The 20,219-nt window shown below is 73.0% G+C and carries 21 protein-coding genes and 1 tRNA gene; 2 read left to right on the forward strand and 20 right to left on the reverse strand.

Features of this window, described 5'->3' with window-relative positions:
• Positions 1-102 precede the first annotated feature (102 nt).
• The 11 genes from AB0K25_RS22035 to AB0K25_RS22085 all read right to left on the reverse strand — a co-directional run bounded on the left by AB0K25_RS22035 (position 103) and on the right by AB0K25_RS22085 (position 8,231).
• Positions 103-714, reverse strand: a complete 612-nt coding sequence (locus AB0K25_RS22035; protein ID WP_208565905.1) for a MerR family transcriptional regulator — start codon at positions 712-714, stop codon at positions 103-105.
• A 165-nt stretch (positions 715-879) separates the two neighbouring features.
• Positions 880-1,344, reverse strand: a complete 465-nt coding sequence (locus AB0K25_RS22040; protein ID WP_088647333.1) for a bifunctional nuclease family protein — start codon at positions 1,342-1,344, stop codon at positions 880-882.
• Between the two features lie 181 nt (positions 1,345-1,525).
• A complete protein-coding gene (locus AB0K25_RS22045; RefSeq protein ID WP_208566438.1) occupies positions 1,526-2,221 on the reverse strand; it encodes a MerR family transcriptional regulator in 696 nt (231 codons plus the stop codon).
• A gap of 50 nt (positions 2,222-2,271) precedes the next feature.
• Complete coding sequence (locus AB0K25_RS22050; protein WP_067311506.1) at positions 2,272-2,724, reverse strand: FHA domain-containing protein; 453 nt, start codon at positions 2,722-2,724, stop codon at positions 2,272-2,274.
• A 220-nt stretch (positions 2,725-2,944) separates the two neighbouring features.
• Positions 2,945-3,325 (reverse strand): glycine cleavage system protein GcvH, encoded by a 381-nt coding sequence (gcvH, locus tag AB0K25_RS22055; protein WP_208565904.1) that lies wholly within the window; start codon positions 3,323-3,325, stop codon positions 2,945-2,947.
• 56 nt (positions 3,326-3,381) lie between these two features.
• Entirely contained in the window at positions 3,382-4,347 is a 966-nt protein-coding gene (locus AB0K25_RS22060) for a DUF881 domain-containing protein (RefSeq protein WP_363822357.1), read from the reverse strand.
• Positions 4,348-4,356: 9 nt separating this feature from the next.
• A complete protein-coding gene (locus tag AB0K25_RS22065; RefSeq protein ID WP_067311500.1) occupies positions 4,357-4,689 on the reverse strand; it encodes a small basic family protein in 333 nt (110 codons plus the stop codon).
• Positions 4,686-5,636 carry a DUF881 domain-containing protein gene (locus tag AB0K25_RS22070; protein WP_219462070.1) on the reverse strand — a complete coding sequence of 317 codons (951 nt, stop codon included), beginning with the start codon at positions 5,634-5,636 and terminating at the stop codon, positions 4,686-4,688. Before AB0K25_RS22070 ends, AB0K25_RS22065 begins: the two co-directional genes overlap by 4 nt.
• The gene (locus AB0K25_RS22075; RefSeq protein ID WP_363822359.1) at positions 5,633-6,265 is read right to left on the reverse strand and encodes a CDP-alcohol phosphatidyltransferase family protein; all 633 of its coding nucleotides are present in this window, start codon (positions 6,263-6,265) and stop codon (positions 5,633-5,635) included. The genes AB0K25_RS22070 and AB0K25_RS22075 overlap by 4 nt, the downstream gene beginning before the upstream one ends.
• Positions 6,266-6,540: 275 nt before the next feature.
• Positions 6,541-7,008 carry a MarR family transcriptional regulator gene (locus tag AB0K25_RS22080; protein ID WP_208565900.1) on the reverse strand — a complete coding sequence of 156 codons (468 nt, stop codon included), beginning with the start codon at positions 7,006-7,008 and terminating at the stop codon, positions 6,541-6,543.
• Between the two features lie 47 nt (positions 7,009-7,055).
• Positions 7,056-8,231: a PP2C family protein-serine/threonine phosphatase gene (locus AB0K25_RS22085; protein ID WP_219462071.1), complete on the reverse strand. Its 1,176-nt coding sequence runs from the start codon at positions 8,229-8,231 to the stop codon at positions 7,056-7,058.
• A gap of 245 nt (positions 8,232-8,476) precedes the next feature.
• Between AB0K25_RS22085 and AB0K25_RS22090 the strand changes: the two genes are divergently transcribed.
• On the forward strand, positions 8,477-9,358 hold the full coding sequence (locus tag AB0K25_RS22090; protein WP_219462072.1) for a universal stress protein: 882 nt from the start codon (positions 8,477-8,479) through the stop codon (positions 9,356-9,358).
• A gap of 184 nt (positions 9,359-9,542) precedes the next feature.
• On the opposite strand, the gene AB0K25_RS22095 is transcribed toward AB0K25_RS22090, so the two are convergent.
• Complete coding sequence (locus AB0K25_RS22095; RefSeq protein WP_208565897.1) at positions 9,543-9,743, reverse strand: hypothetical protein; 201 nt, start codon at positions 9,741-9,743, stop codon at positions 9,543-9,545.
• A 139-nt stretch (positions 9,744-9,882) separates the two neighbouring features.
• Between AB0K25_RS22095 and AB0K25_RS22100 the strand changes: the two genes are divergently transcribed.
• Entirely contained in the window at positions 9,883-10,539 is a 657-nt protein-coding gene (locus AB0K25_RS22100; RefSeq protein WP_357533410.1) for a hypothetical protein, read from the forward strand.
• A gap of 89 nt (positions 10,540-10,628) precedes the next feature.
• On the opposite strand, the gene AB0K25_RS22105 is transcribed toward AB0K25_RS22100, so the two are convergent.
• The 8 genes from AB0K25_RS22105 to fdh form a co-directional block, all read right to left on the reverse strand.
• Positions 10,629-10,805: an amidophosphoribosyltransferase gene (locus AB0K25_RS22105; protein WP_208565895.1), complete on the reverse strand. Its 177-nt coding sequence runs from the start codon at positions 10,803-10,805 to the stop codon at positions 10,629-10,631.
• A gap of 142 nt (positions 10,806-10,947) precedes the next feature.
• Entirely contained in the window at positions 10,948-11,145 is a 198-nt protein-coding gene (locus AB0K25_RS22110; RefSeq protein ID WP_091240450.1) for a hypothetical protein, read from the reverse strand.
• Positions 11,146-11,328: 183 nt separating this feature from the next.
• Positions 11,329-13,089, reverse strand: coding sequence for a selenocysteine-specific translation elongation factor (gene selB, locus AB0K25_RS22115; protein WP_219462074.1), 1,761 nt, complete (start codon positions 13,087-13,089; stop codon positions 11,329-11,331).
• 1 nt (position 13,090) lies between these two features.
• Positions 13,091-14,389 (reverse strand): L-seryl-tRNA(Sec) selenium transferase, encoded by a 1,299-nt coding sequence (gene selA / locus AB0K25_RS22120; protein ID WP_357533408.1) that lies wholly within the window; start codon positions 14,387-14,389, stop codon positions 13,091-13,093.
• A 22-nt stretch (positions 14,390-14,411) separates the two neighbouring features.
• A tRNA-Sec gene (locus AB0K25_RS22125) sits at positions 14,412-14,507 on the reverse strand.
• 45 nt (positions 14,508-14,552) lie between these two features.
• Positions 14,553-15,740, reverse strand: coding sequence for an NrfD/PsrC family molybdoenzyme membrane anchor subunit (nrfD, locus tag AB0K25_RS22130; protein WP_219462076.1), 1,188 nt, complete (start codon positions 15,738-15,740; stop codon positions 14,553-14,555).
• Complete coding sequence (locus AB0K25_RS22135; RefSeq protein WP_357533405.1) at positions 15,737-16,828, reverse strand: 4Fe-4S dicluster domain-containing protein; 1,092 nt, start codon at positions 16,826-16,828, stop codon at positions 15,737-15,739. The genes nrfD and AB0K25_RS22135 overlap by 4 nt, the downstream gene beginning before the upstream one ends.
• Entirely contained in the window at positions 16,821-20,126 is a 3,306-nt protein-coding gene (gene fdh / locus AB0K25_RS22140; protein ID WP_357533403.1) for a formate dehydrogenase, read from the reverse strand. Before fdh ends, AB0K25_RS22135 begins: the two co-directional genes overlap by 8 nt.
• Positions 20,127-20,219 lie beyond the last annotated feature (93 nt).

Raw genomic sequence — 20,219 nt, forward strand, 5'->3', positions numbered from 1 at the left:
CCCACCACCCAGGTCACGAGCCACATCGATACGACACCCCACCACCCACACAACAAAACGCCGCGACCGGAACCCCGGCCGCGGCGTCGACGACACCACGAATCACCCCGCCCGCCGCCGCGCCCGACGCGCCGCCAACTCGTCACCCACCACCTCCGACGACGACCCCTGCGCGACACCACCCGCAGCCGACACGGACTCCCCACCCCCGGCCACCGCCGGCTCCGCCGGCAGATGCGACAACGACCCCTGGATCTCCTTGAACGCCCCACCGATCGCGATACCGAACACCCCCTGGCCACCCTGCAACAGGTCCACCACCTCCTCCGGAGACCGGCACTCGTACACCGTCGTCCCGTCCGAGATCAGCGTGATCCCCGCCAGGTCCTCCACCCCACGCGACCGCAACGCCTCGATCGCCTTCCGGATGTTCTGCAGGGACACCCCGGCATCCAACAACCGCTTGACGACCTTCAACACCACCAGGTCCCGAAACGAATACAACCGCGACGTACCCGAACCCGACGCGTCCCGGACACTCGGCACCACCAACGTCGTCCGCGCCCAGTAGTCCAGCTGGCGGTAACTGATCCCCACCGCCGAACAGGCCGTCACACCCCGGTACCCGACCGCACCGTCGCCCTCCAGCGACGACGACACCGCGCCCGACCCGCCCCGCTCCACGCCTGGCTCAGGCTCCCGTGGCTCGTGCATCCCGACAACCTCCCCGTCAGTGCGGCACCACGTCGACTACGCCGACGCCCACCCCTCGACACGGCAACCCTAACGCCGCACCAAGGGGTTACCACGGAGAAACCGCCGCGACACGCCGCGCGACGACACACCACACACCGACGCCGCCACCACGACGCCCCGGCCTCAACCGGCGAAATCCTCCGGACGCACCTGCTCCAGGAACTCCCGGAACTTCTCCACCTCGTCCTCCTGCTCGTCGGGAATCACGATCCCCGCCTCACTGAGGACCTGCTCCGCACAACGAATAGGCGCACCCACCCGCAACGCCAACGCGATCGAATCACTCGGCCGGGCCGACACCCGCACCCCGTCACCCAGCAACAGATCAGCGTAGAAGACGTTCTCCTTCAACTCGGTGATCTCCACCGCCCGCAACGGCGCCTGCAACGCCGCCAGCACGTCCCGCAACAAATCATGCGTCAACGGCCGGGCCGGTTTGACCCCCTGCTGCTCATAAGCGATAGCCGTGGCCTCGACCGCACCGATCCAGATCGGCAGATAGCGGTCGCCCTCGACTTCCCTGAGCAGGACGATCGGCTGGTTGCTGGGCAGCTCCACCCGAACCCCGACCACGCTCAGCTCGCGCACCGCCGCCTCCGTGTCGTTGTCACCTACACCCGCACCGCGCCTGTCCCTGCACGGTACACGGACCTCGACACGGCCGTCCCATCCGCACCAGCACCCGCACCGCGCCAGAAAAGGGGTTACCCCGGCAAGCCTACGACACGCTTCCCGGGGCAGAACCTTCCGCGCACACCATCGAACCGGGTCACCGACCCAACGTCGACCGCAACCCCACCCGCACCAACGCCGCATGCAACTGCTGCGACAACGCCACCAACTCACGCGCCGTCTCCGCCGCCCGCGCCCGCGCCGCCGGATCCGACTGCCGCGCCAACGGCGCCACCAACTGCGCGAACAAACCCACCTCACGATCCGCCGACGACCGGTAACCCCGCAGATGCCGAGGCTCCAACCCGTACGCCGCCAGACCCGCCACCGCCCGCGCGATGATCAACGCATCCGCGTCGTACCACCCCGGCGGGTCCGGCACCAACACACCCAGCCGCTCCAACTCACCCAACGTCGACTCGGCGATCCCACTACGCGCCACCAGATCGGCCCGCCCGAGCCGCACCTGCGACTCAGGCTCCTCCACCGACCGGCCCGGCACCTCACCACCGGGACCCACCGCCACCAACGTCGGCCGCTGCCGGCCCGGCGTCTCGTCACCACCGTCCCACTGCGCCAACTGCTCACGGATCACCCGCAACGGCAGAAACTGATCCCGCTGCGCCGTCAACACGAAACGCAACCGGGCCACATCGTCCCAGCTGTACTTCCGGTAACCCGCCGCCGTCCGCTGCGGCTCCACCAGGCCCTCGGCCTCAAGGAACCGCAACTTGGAAATCGTGACGTCCGGAAACTCCACCCGCAGCTGACCCAGCACCTCACCGATACTCATCAGCGGGTGTGACCGGGCCGCCCCGGACGGCATGGAGGCCGCAGGCTCGTTCACCCCCGGCCGGCCTCCTCCTCCGGGCGAGGACCGGCGATGAACACCACCCGGAACTTACCGATCTGCACCTCGTCACCATTGCTCAACGTGGCCGCCTCGACCCGTTCCCGGTTCACGTAGGTGCCGTTCAGGCTCCCCACGTCCCGCACCGTGAACGTCCCCGAATCCCGATGGAACTCAGCATGCCGCCGCGACACCGTCACATCGTCCAGGAAGATGTCACTGTCCGGATGCCGGCCACTCGTCGTCACATCATGGTCCAACAGGAACCGGGCACCCGCATTCGGACCCCGACGAACCACCAGCAGCGCCATCCCCGGCGGCAACGAGCCGGACATCCGACTCGGCACCACATCGGTGTCCGGACCCTCCAGCACTTCGTCCAGCGAACCGAGATTGAGCGTCGAAGTGACGTCGAGCGGGGGGAACTCGTCGCCTGGGCGCGTCATGGGACCACCTCACGGATCAGTTCGGTCAGCATCAGGATAACGGCGGGTATGGCCGCCGGGCAGATCACACACCCGGCGGCTGGCTCCCCGTGCCCAGGAAGGCAATCACCCAACGCTCAACCATTTGGGGTTCTCGGTCGACTGGGCGAGCCTAGCCAGCGCCGAAATGCAGGGCAACCGGACGCGCGGCAAACATCACCCACGCCCGGCACGACACCAATCAGCTCTCGGTGAGCTCACGGTACGCGTCAGCGGTCAACAAACCATCCACCGCCGCCGGATCCGCCGGCACGATCTCCACCAACCAACCCGCACCGTACGGATCCGAGTTGATCACCTCAGGAGAGTCACCCAACGCCTCGTTACGCGCCGACACCGTCCCGCTCACCGGCGCGTAGAGCTCCGACACACTCTTGGTCGACTCGATCTCACCCAACGACTCACCGGCCTCCACCACCACACCGGAGTCCGGCAACTGCACGAACACGATGTCACCCAACGCATCCTGCGCGAACTGGGTGATACCGACCCGGACGGTGCCACCCTCGGCACCCACCACCCACTCGTGCTCGGCGGTGTAACGCAGATCCTCAGGAATCACCAGCGCGTCCCTCATCCATCGGTGCACCGGGACCACCCGGCGCGGCCGCGCCGGCCTCAGGAGACCGGACGGGCGTGTTCCAGCTTCAACGGCGCGTGCAGCGCCGAAACCTCGGCAACCTCACGATCCTCGACGCTCACGTTACCGCCGTCACCGCGAACCGATGCGGCCACCCCGCCCGGAATGTTCAACGCGGTACGCATCGTCTCCGGATCACCGATCACCGTGATCGTGAACGGACCCGTCAACGTCCGCCCGTCCACCACCAACGCATCCCCCGACCCGTCCAGGAAGTACGTCGAGGCGATGATCCGCACCGTCGCCCGATCCCCACCCGAGATCTGCATCGCCTCCGCACCCGCACCCCGCAACTCCTGCACCGCATCCAACACCCGGTCCGCCCGGATCGGCTTGCCACCCGGCTCGAACCGCACCGCCAACCCCGGCCCCCGCGCCGGCAACGTACCCGCCAGGATGCCCATCTCGTCGGCCCGCTTCGTCGCCTCCTCCAACGCCGCCTGCCGACCCTGCTCCCCCGACCGCAACTGCCGCTGGCTGTCCTCCAGGCCCTCGATGTCCTGCTGCAGACGCTTCTCCCGGGAATCCAGATCCGAGAAGATCCGCACCAGGTCCTCCTGCCGGGTCGCCGCCAGGGTCGGATCCGTCGACGTGGTCTTCAACTGCACCACCAACGTGAACCCCAACAACGCCAGCAACGCCGCGATCATCACCGCCGCCGACGACACCTTCCGACCCGGCATCCGCGACGACGCCGACTCCACGGGCTCCGCCGCCGACGACACCGGCCCGGACTCCACCGGCCGCGCCCCGGACGACGCCACCTGCGCCAGGTTCACCGTCTCGCCGCCGTCGTCACCGGACCCCGGGCCACCCTCGTCCGGCACCAGCGAACTCACCTCGTCCGCATCCGGCGCGTCCGGACGCGGATCCGGGCCAACCGCCGGACGACCCGCCTCCGGCTGCGGCCACCCGGTACCCGTCTCCCGATGCTCGTCGCTCACGTCACCAACCTACGCCCGGAACAGGTGCCGGCGGATCGCCGCCACATTGCCGAAGATCCGCACCCCCAACACGACCACCACACCCGTGGACAACTGACCCCCCACCCCCAACTGGTCACCCAGATACACGATCAACCCGGCCACCAGCACGTTCGAGATGAACGACACCACGAACTGCTTGTCGTCGAAGATCCGGTCCAACTTCGCCCGCACCCCACCGAACACGGCGTCGAGCGCGGCCACCACCGCGATCGGCAGGTACGGCTGCAACGCCGCAGGCACCGTCGGATCAAGATAGATCCCCAGCACCACACCGGCGAGCAACGCCAGCACCGCGATCATCGGACACCTCCGGAAGGGCGGGAAGACGAACCCGGACCGGACGACCCGGCACCGGACGAACGAACAGCACCCGAACCCGTCGACGACGGACTCGGACTCACCGACGGCCGCGCGTAGCGTAGCCGCGGCTCCGGAGCGGACGGCAGCGTGAGGTCGTCCGCCCGGCGCACCTCGAACGACAACCCCGTGTCCCGGGCCACCCGACGCATCAGATACGCCGAACGGCTGTCGTCGAACCGGTCCCGCAACGCCTTCGGCCCGATCGCCGAAACCTCGTACGGGCTGGTCACCGGACGGAAGTCCACCAGGATCGCCGCGCCCGCCGACCGGATCGTCGACGTCGCCGTCAACCGCTGACCGTTGATCGCGATCGCCTCCGCACCCGCGGCCCACAGATCGTTGGCGACCTTCTGCAGATCCGAGTAGATCACCCGGGACGGTCCGGCCCCCGAGTCACCGCCCACCGCCCCGTCGTCCTGCGACGGCGCGTCGGCCAACCGCACCACCACCCCGTCACCACGCACCCGACCGAGACCGGTCCCCGCCTCCAGGTTGCGCAACCGGGCCGCCTGCGAACCACTCAACGCCGCGTCGCGCTGCCGACCGACCTCCTCCCGCAACCGCGCCGCCCGCACGGTCATCGCGTCGGTCTCCGCCTCCCGCTGCTTGATCTGCGCGATCAACGCGGCCCGCGCCTGACTGCGACTCGGCTCGTCGGCCATCGTCTCCCGGTAGGCCACCGCGAACAGGAAACCCACCGCGACGACCACCACGATCGCCACCACCCGCGCCGAGCCACCCCGCCAACCGGCCGTCGGCGGCGCCTCCCGCCGACGGGCCGCCGCGTCGGCGTAGCCCGGATCCAACGGATTCTGGAACAGCTCGGTGAGGAAGTCCGGGGTGAACAACCGGACCGGGGGCTTCGACCCGTCCTGTGGCGCGCTCACGCGGCAGCTCCCCCGGGACCCGACCGTGCCGCCCGGACCAGCTGGGTCGCCTGCATCACGTACATCGCCCCGGCCACCCAGTACAGCACCAGCCCCCACCAGGCCGCCCCCCAGCCGATCGCCCCGACGGTCGTCGCCGTCACCGACGTGGTCACCGACGCGACGAGCAGCAGCGGGAAGGCGGCCAGCAGCAGGAAGGTGGCGGTCTTGCCGACGTAGTGCACCGGCGGCGGGCCGTAGCCGTAGCGGCGCAGCACCGCCAGTGAACCGAGCAGCAGCAGCTCCCGGGCCAGCAGCGCCGCGGTGAACTGCCACGGCACCACCTCCCGGGCGGTGAAGGCGAGCAGGGTGGCGAGGATGTAGAGCCGGTCGGCGAGCGGGTCGAGCAGCTCGCCCAGCCGGCTGACCTGCCCGAGCCGGCGCGCGATCCACCCGTCCACCCAGTCGGAGGTGCCGCCGAGGGCGAGCACCACGATCGCCGCGACGTCCGCCTCCACGACCAGGAACAGCCACAGAAACAGGGGTACGCCGAGCAGCCGGACGAAGCTGATCAGGTTCGGCAGGGTCATCACCCGGTCTGCCCCACCCGGTGCACCCGGATGCTCTGCCCGAGCCGGCCGACGTGACACCGAACCTCCCTCCGCAGCACGATCCGCGGCACCCCGCACGGGTGCCGCGATCAGTCGTGCGCTACCGGGCCGGCGGGTGCCGGCGTCTCGGTGATCCCGGCCGGGACCTCCCCCTGATGCGGCCCGCGGTGGTCGACACCCCGGGCCGGCAGCCACTATATCGGGCTCGTTGTGGCCTTTCGGTACGACGCGTTCGCTGTCGGCGACGTGGTCTGTCGTGTGCTGCGTCACCACCGCTAAGGCATCCTAGGATAATAGGGGAACGCGGTCCGACCTCAGGCGGTACGCACGGCCGTGTCGGTCTGGGGCGGCGTGCCCGAGGCAGCCGCCTGACCGAAGGCCACCAGCGCCAACAGCAGTTCGTGCTGGGCCCGCGCCGGCATCCGGTCCAGCACCGCCTGCACCGCCCGGTGCCGGCGCTCCCGGACCTCGGCCAACAGGGTGACCGCCGCGGCGGTCAGGACCAGCCGCACCTCCCGCCGGTCCCGGGGGTCCGGGGTGCGACGCAGCAGGCCGGTGGCCTCCAGCCGGTCACAGAGCCGGCTGGCCGACGACGGCACCACGTCCAGCAGCTCGGCCAACCCGTTGACGTTCGTCTCCGGCCGCTCCCTGATCAACGCCAGCACCCGCAGCTGGGTCGGCGGGACCGCCACCTGGTGACGGGAAGTGGCCGAGTCGAGCACACCGACGAGCGCCTCGGCGGCGGCATCGATCGCCGCAGCAAGATCCGGAGGTCGATCCACCCGCTGTCCCCTGCGATTCTCCGCTGTCGTGTGTCGCTGACGACCGATCACCGAGCGCGCCACCCGCCCGGACCGCACCAGTCCAGGCACACGACGACGGCGTCGTCACGGAGATCAGTGTCGGCATGATATGCGAACAGCTCGCGCATCACCGTACCGACCGCCTCCGTCGCCGGTTGCAGCCGCGTCGACCGCATCGACCGGGCCATGGCCCGCTCACCGTATGCCTCCTGGCCGCCCGGCTGCGCGTCGTACACGCCGTCGCTGACCACGAAGAGCCGGTCACCGGGCAGCAGGTCGAACTCCTGGACCGTGTAGCGGGTCTCGGCGAACATGCCCAACGGCAGCTGCGGCTCCAGGGTGATCCGTTCGATGGCGCTCCCCCGCAGCCGCAGCACCCGCGGCGAACCGGCGTCGACCGCCCGCGCGCGACCGGTGGCGGTGTCCACCGACAGCAGCAACGTCGCCACGTGCCGCTGCCCGCGATGCTGGTAGAACAGGGTGTCCGAAGCCAGTTCGGCCTGCTCCACCAGACCACCGCCCGAGCGTCTCGCGTTGCGGATGGCGTTGACCGTGAGCGCGGTGAGCATCGCGGCGGCCAACCCGGTCCCGGCCCCGTTGAGGACGGTGAGGGTGAGCCGCCCCGGGTCGACCGACCAGTCGAAGTGGTCGCCACCCACCGAGTACGCCGGTTCGAGCTGCCCGGCCAGCAGGAACGCCTCGTTGGTGACGCTGCGCCCAGGCAACAGCTCCCACTGCATCTCGGCGGCCATGCTCAGCCGCTCCCGACGCCGCGTACGCCGGTAGCGGTCGGTCTCCCGGTCGGCGGCCCGCAACGTGGTGGCCAGGTCGACGGCCAGGTCGGCGATCAGGTCCACGGTCGGGTGGTCCGGACCACCGGCCAGCTCGACCAGGAACACCCCCAGGCGTTCCCCCCACGCGGTCAGCGGCGCCCACACCCGCAAGGGCCCGCCGTCGTGCGGGTCGAGCACCGGTCGCTGGCCGCTGAAGCAGCGTTGCGCCGCGCCCTGGCCGCTGAGGGACCCGGCGGACAGCTCCGGGTCGAGCACCGACCACAGCCCACTGATCCGGTAGTCGGCCAGGAACACGTCGACCCGCACCGCGTCGAGGGCGGACCGGAGGGCCCGGTCGACGGCCTCCACCACCTGGTCGGGTGGAGCCTCACGTAGCGCACGCGACATCGCTGCGAGCGCATCCGACATGATCGTCCCTCCGAGATTCTTGCTACAGGGCAAGCATCATACGGAGCGATCGGCCCCGTTCCGACCGGGGTCACCACGGCTGGGACCGCCCCCCGCACCGCCGCACCGCAACCGACGACACCCTCCTTCGACCCGACCCGACCCGACCGACGCCGACAGCCGTACCGGCCGGGTCGGGGTCGGCGGTTTCCGCCCCGCCGACCCCCGCCCGGCCGTGATACTGGCGCGGGCGGGAGGTGCGCGGGGTGAACTCGGCGAACGGCGCGGCGGTCGTGGTGGGCGTGGACGGCTCGGAGTCGGCGCTACGCGCCGTCCGGCTGGCCGCGACCGAGGCGGTGCGGGGGCACCGGCCACTGCGGGTGGTGCACGGCTTCATCTGGCCGCTGCTGCGGGTGCCGATCGACCCGCTCGCCGGCAACCCACCCGGCGGCGGGTTGCGCCAGCAGGCACAGAACCTGGTGGAGGCGGCCGTGGCCGAAGCCCGCACGGCGCAGCCCGGCGTCCGGGTGACCGGAGAGATCATCGACGGTGAGGCCTCGGCGGTGCTGCTCGGCGAGACACCCGGCGCGGCGGTCATCGTGCTGGGTGACCGGGGCCTCGGCGGATTCACCGCGCTGCTGGTCGGTTCGGTGGCGATCCAGGTCGCCACGCACGCCGACTGTCCGGTCCTGGTCGCCCGGGGCGAGGAACACCCCGACGGCCCGGTGGTCGTGGGGGTCGACGGCTCGCCGGCCTCCCGCGCCGCCGTGGACTTCGCCGCCGCGCAGGCGTCCGCCCGGGGCGTCCGACTGCGGGCCCTGCACGCCTACACCCACCCGGCCTCCACCCGCCCCGGCGACATCCAACCCCTGGTGTACGACGAGTCCCGGCTGCGCGACGAGGAGGACGACGTGCTCGCCGGGTGCCTCGTCGGGCTCGCCGGACGACACCCCGACGTGCCCGTCGACCGGGAGCCCGTACACGCCCGGCCGGTCGCCGCGCTCACCGAGGCGTCCCGCCGGGCGCAGCTGGTGGTGGTCGGCGGTCGGGGTCACGGCGAGCTGGGCGGCCTGCTGCTCGGCTCGGTCAGCCACCGGGTGCTGCACCACAGCGCCTGCCCGGTCGCCGTGGTCCGCACCCCGACCTGACGGCACCGCCGGGCACACCCGGCCCGGCGCGTGACCAGACTGCGGAACGTGGGCGACACGCCACAGAGGAGTGCCGATCCGATCACGGCCCTTCCGCAGCGCACCGGGCCCGGTCCGGGCGGGTGGAACCGGGCCCGGTGACGGCAGCTCACCGGCACCCGCACGGGCCCCGCCGTCGGGGTGGTCAGCCCCGGTCGCTGTCGTCGTCGGCGGTCTGCGCGCCCGGACCGTACGGGGACGCCTGGCCACGGGGCGTCGGGCGACCCCGGTCACCGCGCGAGGTGCCCCGGTTGGCGGGGTGTCCGGTCGCGGGAGGCCCCGCGCTGTCCTGCACGGTCGGGTTGTTCCCGTTGCGGCGCATCTCAGGCTGCTGCACGTTCGTCACGGCTGTCTCCTTCCCGGGTGGGGGCACGGTGTTCCGCGCCCGGCAGCGGTTACCCGCCACCGGGAGCCGCATGCGGGCCCCGGCAGGTCGACCCCGGGGGGCCAGGGGTGAGCTGCGGCAGGACGGGTAGTACCGGGTGATGGGGGACGATCGACGGCTGGCCCGGACGCTGCTGGACCGGCAGAGCCGCACCTACGCCGAGGAGGCCGGCATCACGCTTGCCGACCGGCCCGGCCCGCTCTACCAACTGCTGGTGCTCACCACGTTGCTGAGCACCCGGATCCGGGCCCAGGTGGCGGTGGCCGCCGCCCGGGAACTGTTCGCCGCCGGGTGGCGTACCCCGCAGGCGATGGAGGCGGCACCATGGCAGGACCGGGTGGACGCGTTGGGTCGCGGCCACTACCGCCGCTACGACGAGCGGACCGCCACGATGCTCGGCACCGCGGCCCGCCTGTGCCTGGACCGCTGGCACGGTGACCTGCGGCGGATGCACCGGGAGGCCGGGGGCGAACCGGCGGCGCTGCGACGGCGGCTGACCGAGTTTCCCGGCATCGGCCCGACCGGGGCGGACATCTTCCTGCGGGAGGCGCAGACGGTCTGGCCGGACGTGCGTCCGTACGCCGACCGGCGCACCCTGGCCGGCGCGAAACGACTCGGCCTACCGGCCGACCCGCACGGGTTGGCCGGGCTGGTCGCCGAACCGGACTTCGGCCGGCTGGCGTCGGCGCTGGTCCGGGTGGCCCTCGGGGAGGAGTCGGCCGGTGAGGTGACCCGCACCGCCGCCGCGACCCGCTGACCGGTCGCCCCCGCCGCGATCCCGTCGCCGCCGCAGACGTTGATCGCGCTGGACGAGCCGGGTGGCGCACGGGGCCACCGGAGCAGCGGTCAGTCGACCGGTTTGTTGCCCGCCGGCTTGGTCAGGTACCACACCAGCACGGCGGCGAGCAGGGCCAACAGCACCACCCCGCCGGAGACCCCACCGCCGTCCTCGGTGGAGCTCCGCCCGGTCACCCCGAAGTAGATCACCGCGAGGCCGGCGACCACCGCCAGAAACGTCCGCATTCCTCGGTCCTTCACGCCCCGCACCGTACGAGCACCCGCCCTGCCGGGCCGGGCGATCAGACCCGGTTCCCCCTTCCGGGCGACGCCGACGGACCGGGCGGGTCCACCGCGCCGACCGCCGGGGCGGGATGGGTCCGCCCGGTCAGTCGGTCTCCAGGTCGTCCAGGGAGATGGCGTGGGTCATCAACCAGCGGGCCAACGCGGCCATGCCGAACAACCACAGCGGCGCACTCTCGGTGGGGCCGTTGGTGGCGAAGATGGCGAACCGCAGGTCCGGGGCCCGGTACGCCTCGATCCGCCAGCGATGGTTCCGGTCCCGCCAGACCGCCGAAGGGTCCATGGGCGTCACGGTAGGCGACCCGGAGCCACCCGGAGGGCGGTTCGCCGGTGTGCCCGGTCCGGCCGGCCGGCGGGGGCAGGTTCAGCGCCCACCGTCGGGTAGGGCCACCGCCCGGCACCGGGGTCGACGGGGAACGCCGCCGGCTGCGACCCGCGCCGGCTGCCGGCCGGCCCGGCCCACCGGTCAACCCGTCCCGGTCACCTCGCGGGCGTCGTCAGGCAACCGGCGGGTCACCCCACGGCGGTCCAGCAGCTCCAGCAGCGGCACCGCCACCCGACGGGTGGTGTCCAGGGCCTGCCGGGCGGCGCTGAGGGTGAACGGCTGCGGCAGCCGGGCGAGGACCCTCACCGCCTCGTCGGCCGCGTCGGGCAGCAGCACCACGTTGTCCGCCAGCCGTAGCAACGCACCGGCCCGCACGGCCGCACCGACCTCCCGGGGGCCGAGGCCCAGCGCGGCCAGCCGGTCGGCCTGCGGCGCGCGGAACGGGTGGGTGGCGTACTCGCTGCGGACCCGGTCGACCGCGCGGGCCACCGGCTCGGGTAGGCCGCCGGACGCCCCGGTGCCGATCCGGCCGGCCCGCAGCGTCAACGGCGGCCGGACCAACGCCTCCACCAGGGCCCGGTCGGGTAGGCCGAGGCGCTGCCGCAGCGCCTCCACCGGGGCGCCCGCCTCCAACGGGTGCGCGGCCACCCAGGCGGTCACCTCCTCGACCAGTCGTCCGCCCAGCCACCGCCAGTGCCCGGGGTCGGCCAGCCAGTCCCCGGCGACCGGGGCGACTGCGCCGGTGACTCCCATCCGGGTCAGCTCACCGGCCCGGACGAGCCGGCGGCGGCGCAGCTCCCCCGCCAGGTCGGGCTGCCCGTCCAGGTCGGTGAGGACGGTCGCGCGGGCGGCGGCGGCACCGCGTCGGCTCAACGGTGGCGGTGCCACGTCCAGCACGGTCACGCCACCGCAGACGTGGTGCCGCCCCGGATCGCGCAGCACCGCACGGTCCCCGATCAGCAGCGGCAACGGACGGGCCAGCCGCAACCGCACGGTGTCCGCGCCGAGCGGACGGACCCGCGCCGGCACCGCCGCCGACCCGACGTGCAGGGTCAGCGTGACCGGCAGGTCACCGGCCGGGTCGCCGGCCAACCGCACGTCGAGCAGGTCGGTCCGGTGGAACTCACCGGGGGTGAGCAGGGCGTCGCCCCGGCCGAGCCGGTCCCGGGGCACCCCGCGCAGGTTGACCGCCACCCGGGACACCGCGGCGACCCGAGACGCGGCCGTCCCGAGCCGGTGCAGGCCCCGGACCCGGACCGGTTCGCCGGTGGTGGCGAGCGCCACCTGGTCACCGACGTGCAGCTCACCACCGCCGAGGGTGCCGGTGACCACCGTGCCGCTGCCCCGGATGGTGAACGCCCGGTCGATCCACAGCCGCACCGGCCCGTCGGTGCGCGGCGGGGGCAGCCGGGCCACCAGCCGGCCCAGGGCGGCGCGCAGCTCGGGCAGGCCGACACCGGTGACGGCGCTGACCGCCACCGACTCGACCGCGCCCAGCGACGTCGCGGCGAGCCGCGCACGGGCCTGCGCCGCCGCCGGCCCCGGGTCGGCCAGGTCCGCCCGGGTCACCACCAGCAGCCCGTGGGACACCCCGAGGGCGTGCAGGGCGGCCAGGTGCTCGGCCGACTGCGGCATCCAGCCCTCGTCGGCGGCGACCACGACCAACGCCGCCGGCACCGGTCCCACCCCGGCGAGCATGTTCGGCACGAACCGCTCGTGCCCGGGCACGTCGACGAACGCGACCGTGTCACCGGTGGGCAGGGCGGTCCAGGCGAAGCCGAGGTCGATGGTCATCCCCCGGCGGCGTTCCTCGGCCCACCGGTCCGGTTCCATCCCGGTCAACGCCCGGACCAGGGTGGACTTGCCGTGGTCGACGTGCCCGGCGGTCGCGACGACGTGCATCTCAGTCGGCCACCCGCAGCACCACGTCGCGCACCGTGTCGTCGGCGTCGGCGGGTACGCAGCGCAGGTCCAGCAGCAGCCGGCCCCGGACCACCCGGCCCAGCACCGGCGGGTCGCCCTGCCGCAGGGCGGCGGCGTACCGCTCGGGCAGGCTCAGCGCCCACGAGTCCAGCTCGACGCCCGGGGCGCCGCCCCCACCGACGACGGCGACGCTGGGCACCACCTCGGCTTTGTGTCCCTCGGCACCGAGGGCGTCGCGCAGCCGTTCGCAGCGGTCCCGCAGCACGGTTGGGTCGGCGTGCAGGGCGGCCCGGGTGGGGGTGGTCGGCCCGTGCAGGGTGGCCGCCAACGCGGCGAGGGTCAGCTTGTCCACCCGCAGCGCCCGGGCCAGCGGATGGCGACGCAACCGGTCGACCAGGTCGGCGTCGCCGAGCAGCAGCCCGGCCTGCGGGCCGCCGAGGAGCTTGTCGCCGCTGGCGGTGACCAGGTGCGCCCCGGCGCGCAGGGTGCCCGCCGCGTCCGGCTCGGCGGGCAGCAACGGGTCGGCAGTGAGCAGGCCGGAACCGATGTCGGCCACCACCGGCACGCCGAGGGTGGCCAGGTCACCGACACCGACGGCCGAGGTGAACCCGGTGACCACGAAATTGGACGGGTGCACCTTGAGCACGAAACCCGTGTCCGGGCCGACCGCCCGGGCGTAGTCGTCGCGGGTGGTGCGGTTGGTCGTGCCGACCTCGCGCAGGCGGGCACCGGTGCTGGCCAGCAGGTCGGGCAGGCGGAACCCGTCGCCGATCTCCACCAGTTCACCCCGGCTGACCACGATCTCCCGGCCGGCGGCCAACGCGGTCGCGGCGAGCACCAGGGCCGCCGCGCCGTTGTTGACCACGTGCACGGCGGCGGCGTCGGGCACCGCCGCGGCCAGCGCGGCGAGTGCGTCGCGGCCCCGGCGGGCCCGCCGACCGGTGCCGAGGTCCAGTTCCACGTCGGTGCAGCCGGCGGCGGCGACCAGCGCGTCGACGGCGGCCGGGGACAGGGGGGCCCGCCCGAGGTTGGTGTGCAGCACCACCCCGGTGGCGTTGAGCACCGCCCGGGGCCCGGGGGCGGGCAGGTCGGTGAGGACGGCGTCGCGTACCTCGTCGGGGGTGATCTCACCGTGCCGGGCCCGCTGCTGGGCGCGGGCGACGGCGACCTTCACCCGGGCCCGGCCGAGGGTGGCCACCGCGGCGGCCACCGCCGGATCGGCCAACAGCACGTCGGTACGCGGCACCCGCCGTCGCGGATCGACCGCCGCCTCGCCCATGCGTGTCAGCTCCCCCGGTGGTTGGCGGAGACGGACGGGAATCGAACCCGCCTGGCCCGGATCCCGGACCACACCAGCTTTGAAGGCTGGGAGGGGCACCAGCCGCCTGAACGCCTCCGCCCCCGAGTCAACCACAGCGCCACCCCGACGGCGCGGTGAGGTGTCAGACCTGCTCCGACCGGCGACGGATCCGTTCCCGCTGCGGCAGGACCGTGTACTTCGGGTCCCGCGCCGAGGCCACCCCGCCGTGGAAGATGCCGAACCGGGTGGCCACCGAAGCGGCCAGCAGCGCGGTGCCGGACAACGCGGACACCACCCGGCTGCGCCGGCCGGCCAGCGCCCCGACCACCCCGGCGGCGGTGAGCAGGCGACCCGCGCGCAGCAGCCGACCCGCCCTACCCAGCCGGTAGGGCTCACTGAGCAGACCCAGCCGGGTTTCCACCGAGTGCGCACCCCACAGTTCCAGGGCGGCCCCGGCCACCGCCATCCGGCGGGCCGGCCCGGCCTGGGCACAGGGCGCGGCGAGCAATCCCACACCGGCGCCGCTGGCCAGCGCGCTGCCCGCGAAGATGGTCGGCAGCTCCGGGTACGCCTCGTGCCAGGACGGCACCGCCGTCCCGGCCAGCAGCACCCCGGTGTACGTGGCCAGCGCGGGCGCGACGGCGGCGGCGGCCAGCCCGGCGACCTGCCCGGCCGGCGGCAGCAGTCGCCGGGCCAGTCCGGACACCCCGCCCCCGGGCAGCAGCCGGGCGCCCTCGGCGACGGCGGCGAGCCCGGCGGCCGGGCCGTACGCGGTGAGGATCCAGGTGCCCACCGACATCGGCGAGGTCGGTTTCGCCACCCGCAGCATGTGGTGGAACCGGGCCGGCCGGCCCAGGTCGTTGACCAGGAAGTACGCGCTGGCGGTGACCGCGCCCAACGCGGTGACCCGGCCGGCCCGCCGCAACGCCGGCCGGCCGGTGAGCTGCCCCCCGGCGGCCAGCAGCGACGACCCGGCGGCCAGCCCACCGGTGAACAGGTAAGCGGCGATGTCCCACCGCCACACCGGGGCCTTGAGGATCGGCCGGCCGTAGTAGGAGGTGAACTCCGCCTCCGGGACGCGCAGCTCCTCGCCGCCGCGCCCACCCCGGCCACGCCGCCGCGCCACCGGCGGCACGTCCCGGGGCGGCACCGGCGCGTCGGCCGAACCCGGGGCGCCGGCCGGGTGCGCACCCTCGGCCGGTCCGGCACCGACCTTCGGGCCGTGGCCGAGCCGTACCGAGGAGCGCTGCGGCCGGAACACACCGTCGGCGGCGAGCCGGGCGCGGAAGCCCCGGAACCGCTCCCCCACCGGAATCCGGCCGGCGGTCACGACGACCCTCCGACGAACGCGGCGACGGCCGCCGCCGTCATGGCCAACGCGGCGAGCCCCGCCCGCCGCCACATCCGGGGCAGGTCCCGGGTGGTGACCACCGGGTCCGGGGGCAGGCCGTACACCTCGGGCTCGTCGAGGAGCAGGAAGAACGCGCCGTCGCCACCGACGCCGTCGGTCGGGTCGTGACCGTACAGCCGGGCCTCCGGGACGCCCCGGTCGTGCAGCGTGGCGACCCGCTGCGCGGCCCGCTCCCGCAGCTCGTCGAGGGGGCCGTACTGGATGGACTCGGTCGGGCAGGCCTGGGCGCAGGCCGGGGTCATCCCCGCGCCGAGCCGGTCGTAGCACAGCGTGCACTTCCACGCCCGGCCGTCGCCCTTACGCTGGTCGATCACCCCGTAGGGGCAGGCGGAGATGCAGTAACCGCAGCCGTTGCAGATGTCCTCCTGCACCACCACCGTGCCGAACTCGGTGCGGAACAGCGACCCGGTGGGGCAGACGTCCAGGCAGGCGGCGTGGGTGCAGTGCTTGCAGACGTCCGACATCATCAGCCAGCGGAAGTCGGTGCGGGTCTCCACACCGGTGTCCCGGCCGGGTGGCGCGGCCCCGGGCATGCCGAGGAACCGGGTGCCCGTGCCGCCGGCGCCACCCGCCGACGCACCGACGGTGCCACCCGGCGCGGTGGCCATCCGGGCGGCGGCGTCGGCGTCGCCCGGGGGTACGCCCGGTTCGGTGCCGCTGGTGCCGGTCGTGCCGGCGGCGACCGCCGCCGACGTCGCGCCGGCCGAAGCACCGGTCGGGTTCCCGGCGAACGGTGCGGTGCGGTGCCCGGCCGGCACCGGCTGCTCGACGAAGGCCACGTGCCGCCAGGAGTTCGCGGTCAACGCGCCGGTGTTGTCGTACGACATGCCGAGCAGGTCGAAGCCGGACTCGGGGACGGCGTTCCACTCCTTGCAGGCCACCTCGCACGCCTTGCAGCCGATGCAGACGCTGGTGTCGGTGAAGAACCCCATCCGGGGGCCGGCAGCCGTCCAGCCCGCGTCCGGGGCCGGATCGAGCGGGCCGTAGAGGCTGTTGCCGTCAGGCATGGTCGGCGCCCTTCTCCCGTGGCCCGTCGTCGCTGCGACCCGCCGGCCGCAGCACCGGGGTCGTCACCGTCGGCGGGCGTTCCCCGGGCACGATCCCGGCCCGTCGACGGTAGTCCTCGACCAGGTCCCGCAACACCGGGCCGGTCGGTCGCCGGCCCGGCCGGACGTCGCAGGTGCCGACCTTGCTCTCCTGGATGAGCACGTTCGGGTCCAGGGTGATGCCGAACAGGTCGTTGGCCGAGTCGCCGGTGACCAGCCCCTCGTAGCCGAAGTGGTATGGCAGCCAGAGCTGGTGGATGATCCGACCGTCCACCCGCAGCGGGGTGAGCCGGTCGGTGACCAGCACCTTCGCCTCGATCACCGCCCGGCCGCTGATCAGGTGCGCCCAGCCGAGGTGGGTCAGCCCCGTCTCGGCGGCCAACTCCGGGGACACCTCCACGAACATCTCCGGTTGCAGCTCCGCCAGTGGACGCACCGTACGGCTCATCGCCCCGGCGGTGTGGTGCTCGGTGAGCCGGCTGACCGTGAACACGTACGGGAAGACCTGGCTGTGTTCCTGCGGTGGGCTCGGGTTCACCGAGTTCACCGGGTGGGCGTACACCTTGCGGGTCGGGTTGGCCTGCTGGCCGTAGAGCGGGTTGCGCAGCGGCGACTCCGCCGGCTCGTAGTGCGTCGGCAGCGGACCGTCGAGCACCCCGCTCGGCGCGTACAGCCAACCCTTGCCGTCGGCCTGCATGATGAACGGATCGTCGCCGGCCAGCGCCGCCGGGCCGGACGCCCCCTGCGGCGGCCGGTACGTCGGCGGTTTCGTCCGCTCGAAGTCCGGCACGTCGTGACCGGTCCACTCGCCGGCCTGCGGGTCCCACCAGACGTACTTCTTGCGCTCGCTCCACGGGCGGCCCTGCGGGTCGGCCGACGCCCGGTTGTAGAGGATGCGCCGGTTCGCCGGCCACGCCCAGCCCCACTCGGCGGCGACCCAGTCCTGTTCGTGCCGGGACCGGCGGCGGGCGGCCTGGTTGACCCCGTCGGCGTAGACGCCGGAGTAGATCCAGCAGCCCACGGCGGTGCTGCCGTCGTCCTTCGCCTCGGTGAACGAGGACAGTGGACGGCCGGTGGACACGTCGTACCCGTTGATCTCGCGCAGCACCGCCTCGGCGCTCGGCTCGTCGTGCGGGCCGTCGGTGGGGTAGTCCCAGGCCAGGTCGAGCAGGGCGCGGTCGCGGCGGTGGGGGGAACCGGCCAGCCGCTCCCGCAGCCGCCGCCCCAGGTGGTAGAAGAACCACAGCTCGGAGCGGGCGTCGCCCGGTGGCTCGACGGCCTTCTCCCGCCACTGCAACAGCCGCTGGGTCTGGGTGAAGGTGCCCTCCTTCTCCACGTGCGAGGCCGCCGGCAGGAAGAACACCTCGGTGCGGCACTCGGTCGGGACGATCTCGCCGGTGGCCACCTCGGGGCCGTTCTTCCAGAACGTGGCGCTCTCGATCATGAACAGGTCGCGGACCACCAGCCAGTCCAGGTTGGCCATGCCGAGCCGCTGCGCCCGCCCGTGCGCCGAGCCGACAGCCGGGTTCTGGCCGAGCAGGAAGTACCCCTTGATCTTGCCGTCGATCATGTTGAGCACCTGCTGGTAGGTGCCGTGGTCGCCGGTCATCCGGGGCAGGTGGTCATAGCAGAAGTCGTTGTCCGGGGTCGCCGCGTCCCCCCAGTACGCCTTCAACAGGCTCGCCGCGTACGCTCGCGCGTCGCCCCAGAAACCCTTCTGCCCGGGGTGGCGGATGCTGTCCACCCAGTCGTCGAACGTCGGGTGGTCGGCGTGGTGCGGCATCGGCAGGTAACCGGGCAGCAGGTTGAACAGCGTCGGGATGTCCGTGGAGCCCTGGATGCTGGCGTGCCCGCGCAACGCCAGGATGCCGCCGCCCGGCCGGCCCATGTTGCCCAGCAGCAACTGGATGATCGCCCCGGTGCGGATGTACTGCACACCGACGCTGTGCTGGGTCCAGCCCACCGAGTAGACCAGCGCGCCGGTGCGGTCCCGGCCCGAGTTCTCCGTCCAGGCCCGCGCCAGCTCCAGGAACTTGTCCCGGGGGATGCCGCAGACCCGCTCCACCATCTCCGGGGTGTAGCGGGCGAAGTGCCGGCGCAGGATCTGGTAGACGCAACGTGGATGTTGCAGGGTCTCGTCCCGCTGGGTCTGCCCGTGCACCTGCGCGCCGTGCGACTCGTGCCGCAGGCCGGCCGCGTTGTCGCGTTCCTTGGCGGTGTGCCCGTTGCCGGAGTCCCCCTCGTGCCCGGCGTACTGCCAGCTGGTCTCCACGTAGCTGTCGGTGTTCGGGTCGTAGCCGGAGAACAGGCCGTCGCCGTCCTCGGTGTCGGCGAACTGCTCGCTGACGATCGTCGCCGCGTTCGTGTACGCCAGCACGTACTCCCGGAAGTCCAGCTCGTTGTCCAGGATGTAGCGCACCACGCCGCCGAGCAGGGCGATGTCGGTGCCCGCCCGGATCGGCAGGTAGGTGTCGGCGACCGCGCTGGTGCGGGTGAACCGGGGATCGACGTGGAAGACCTTCGCACCGCGCCGTTTGGCCTCCATGACCCACTGGAAGCCCACCGGATGGGCCTCGGCCATGTTCGAGCCCTGGATGACGATGACGTCAGCGTTGGCGAGGTCCTGTTGGAAGTCCGTCGCGCCACCGCGACCGAAGCTGGCCCCCAGACCGGGGACGGTGGCGGAGTGTCAAATGCGGGCCTGGTTCTCGATCTGGAGCGCCCCCATCGCGGTGAACAGCTTCTTGATGAGGTAGTTCTCCTCGTTGTCCAGCGTCGCCCCACCCAGGCTGGAGATGCCCAGCGTGCGGTGCAACGGCCGGCCGTCGCTGTCGACGTCCTCCCAGGTCTGCTCGCGGGCGGCGAGGATCCGGTCGGTGATCATGTCGAGCGCGGTGTCGAGGTCGAGGTCCTCCCACTCGGTGGAATACGGTCGCCGGTAGCGGACCGTGGTCTGCCGCAGCGGGCTGGTGACCAGGCTCCTGCTGGCCGAGCCCTTCGGGCAGAGCCGCCCCCGGGAGATCGGGCTGTCCGGGTCGCCCTCGATCTGGGTGACCCGGTCGTCGGAGACGTACACCCGCTGCCCGCAGCCGACCGCGCAGTACGGGCAGACCGAGCGGGCCACCCGGTCGGCGGTCTCGGTGCGGGCGGTCAGCCCGGCAGAGCGGTCCGACTGCGCCGCCGCGCCCCGGCCGAGCGGGTCGGTGCCGGTGAGCTGGCGGTAGACCGGCCAGCCCGCGATGAAGGTACGCAGACCCACTGCGCTCCTCCCTCCCCGGCATGAACCGACCCTCTGAACATAGGCCAGCGCGGCGGAGGATGCGACCCGGTGCGGGGATCTCCACGCACCGAT

Origin of the sequence: Micromonospora sp. NPDC049257, from assembly GCF_040678915.1 — a bacterium.
Classification (GTDB): Bacteria; Actinomycetota; Actinomycetes; order Mycobacteriales; family Micromonosporaceae; genus Micromonospora; species Micromonospora antibiotica.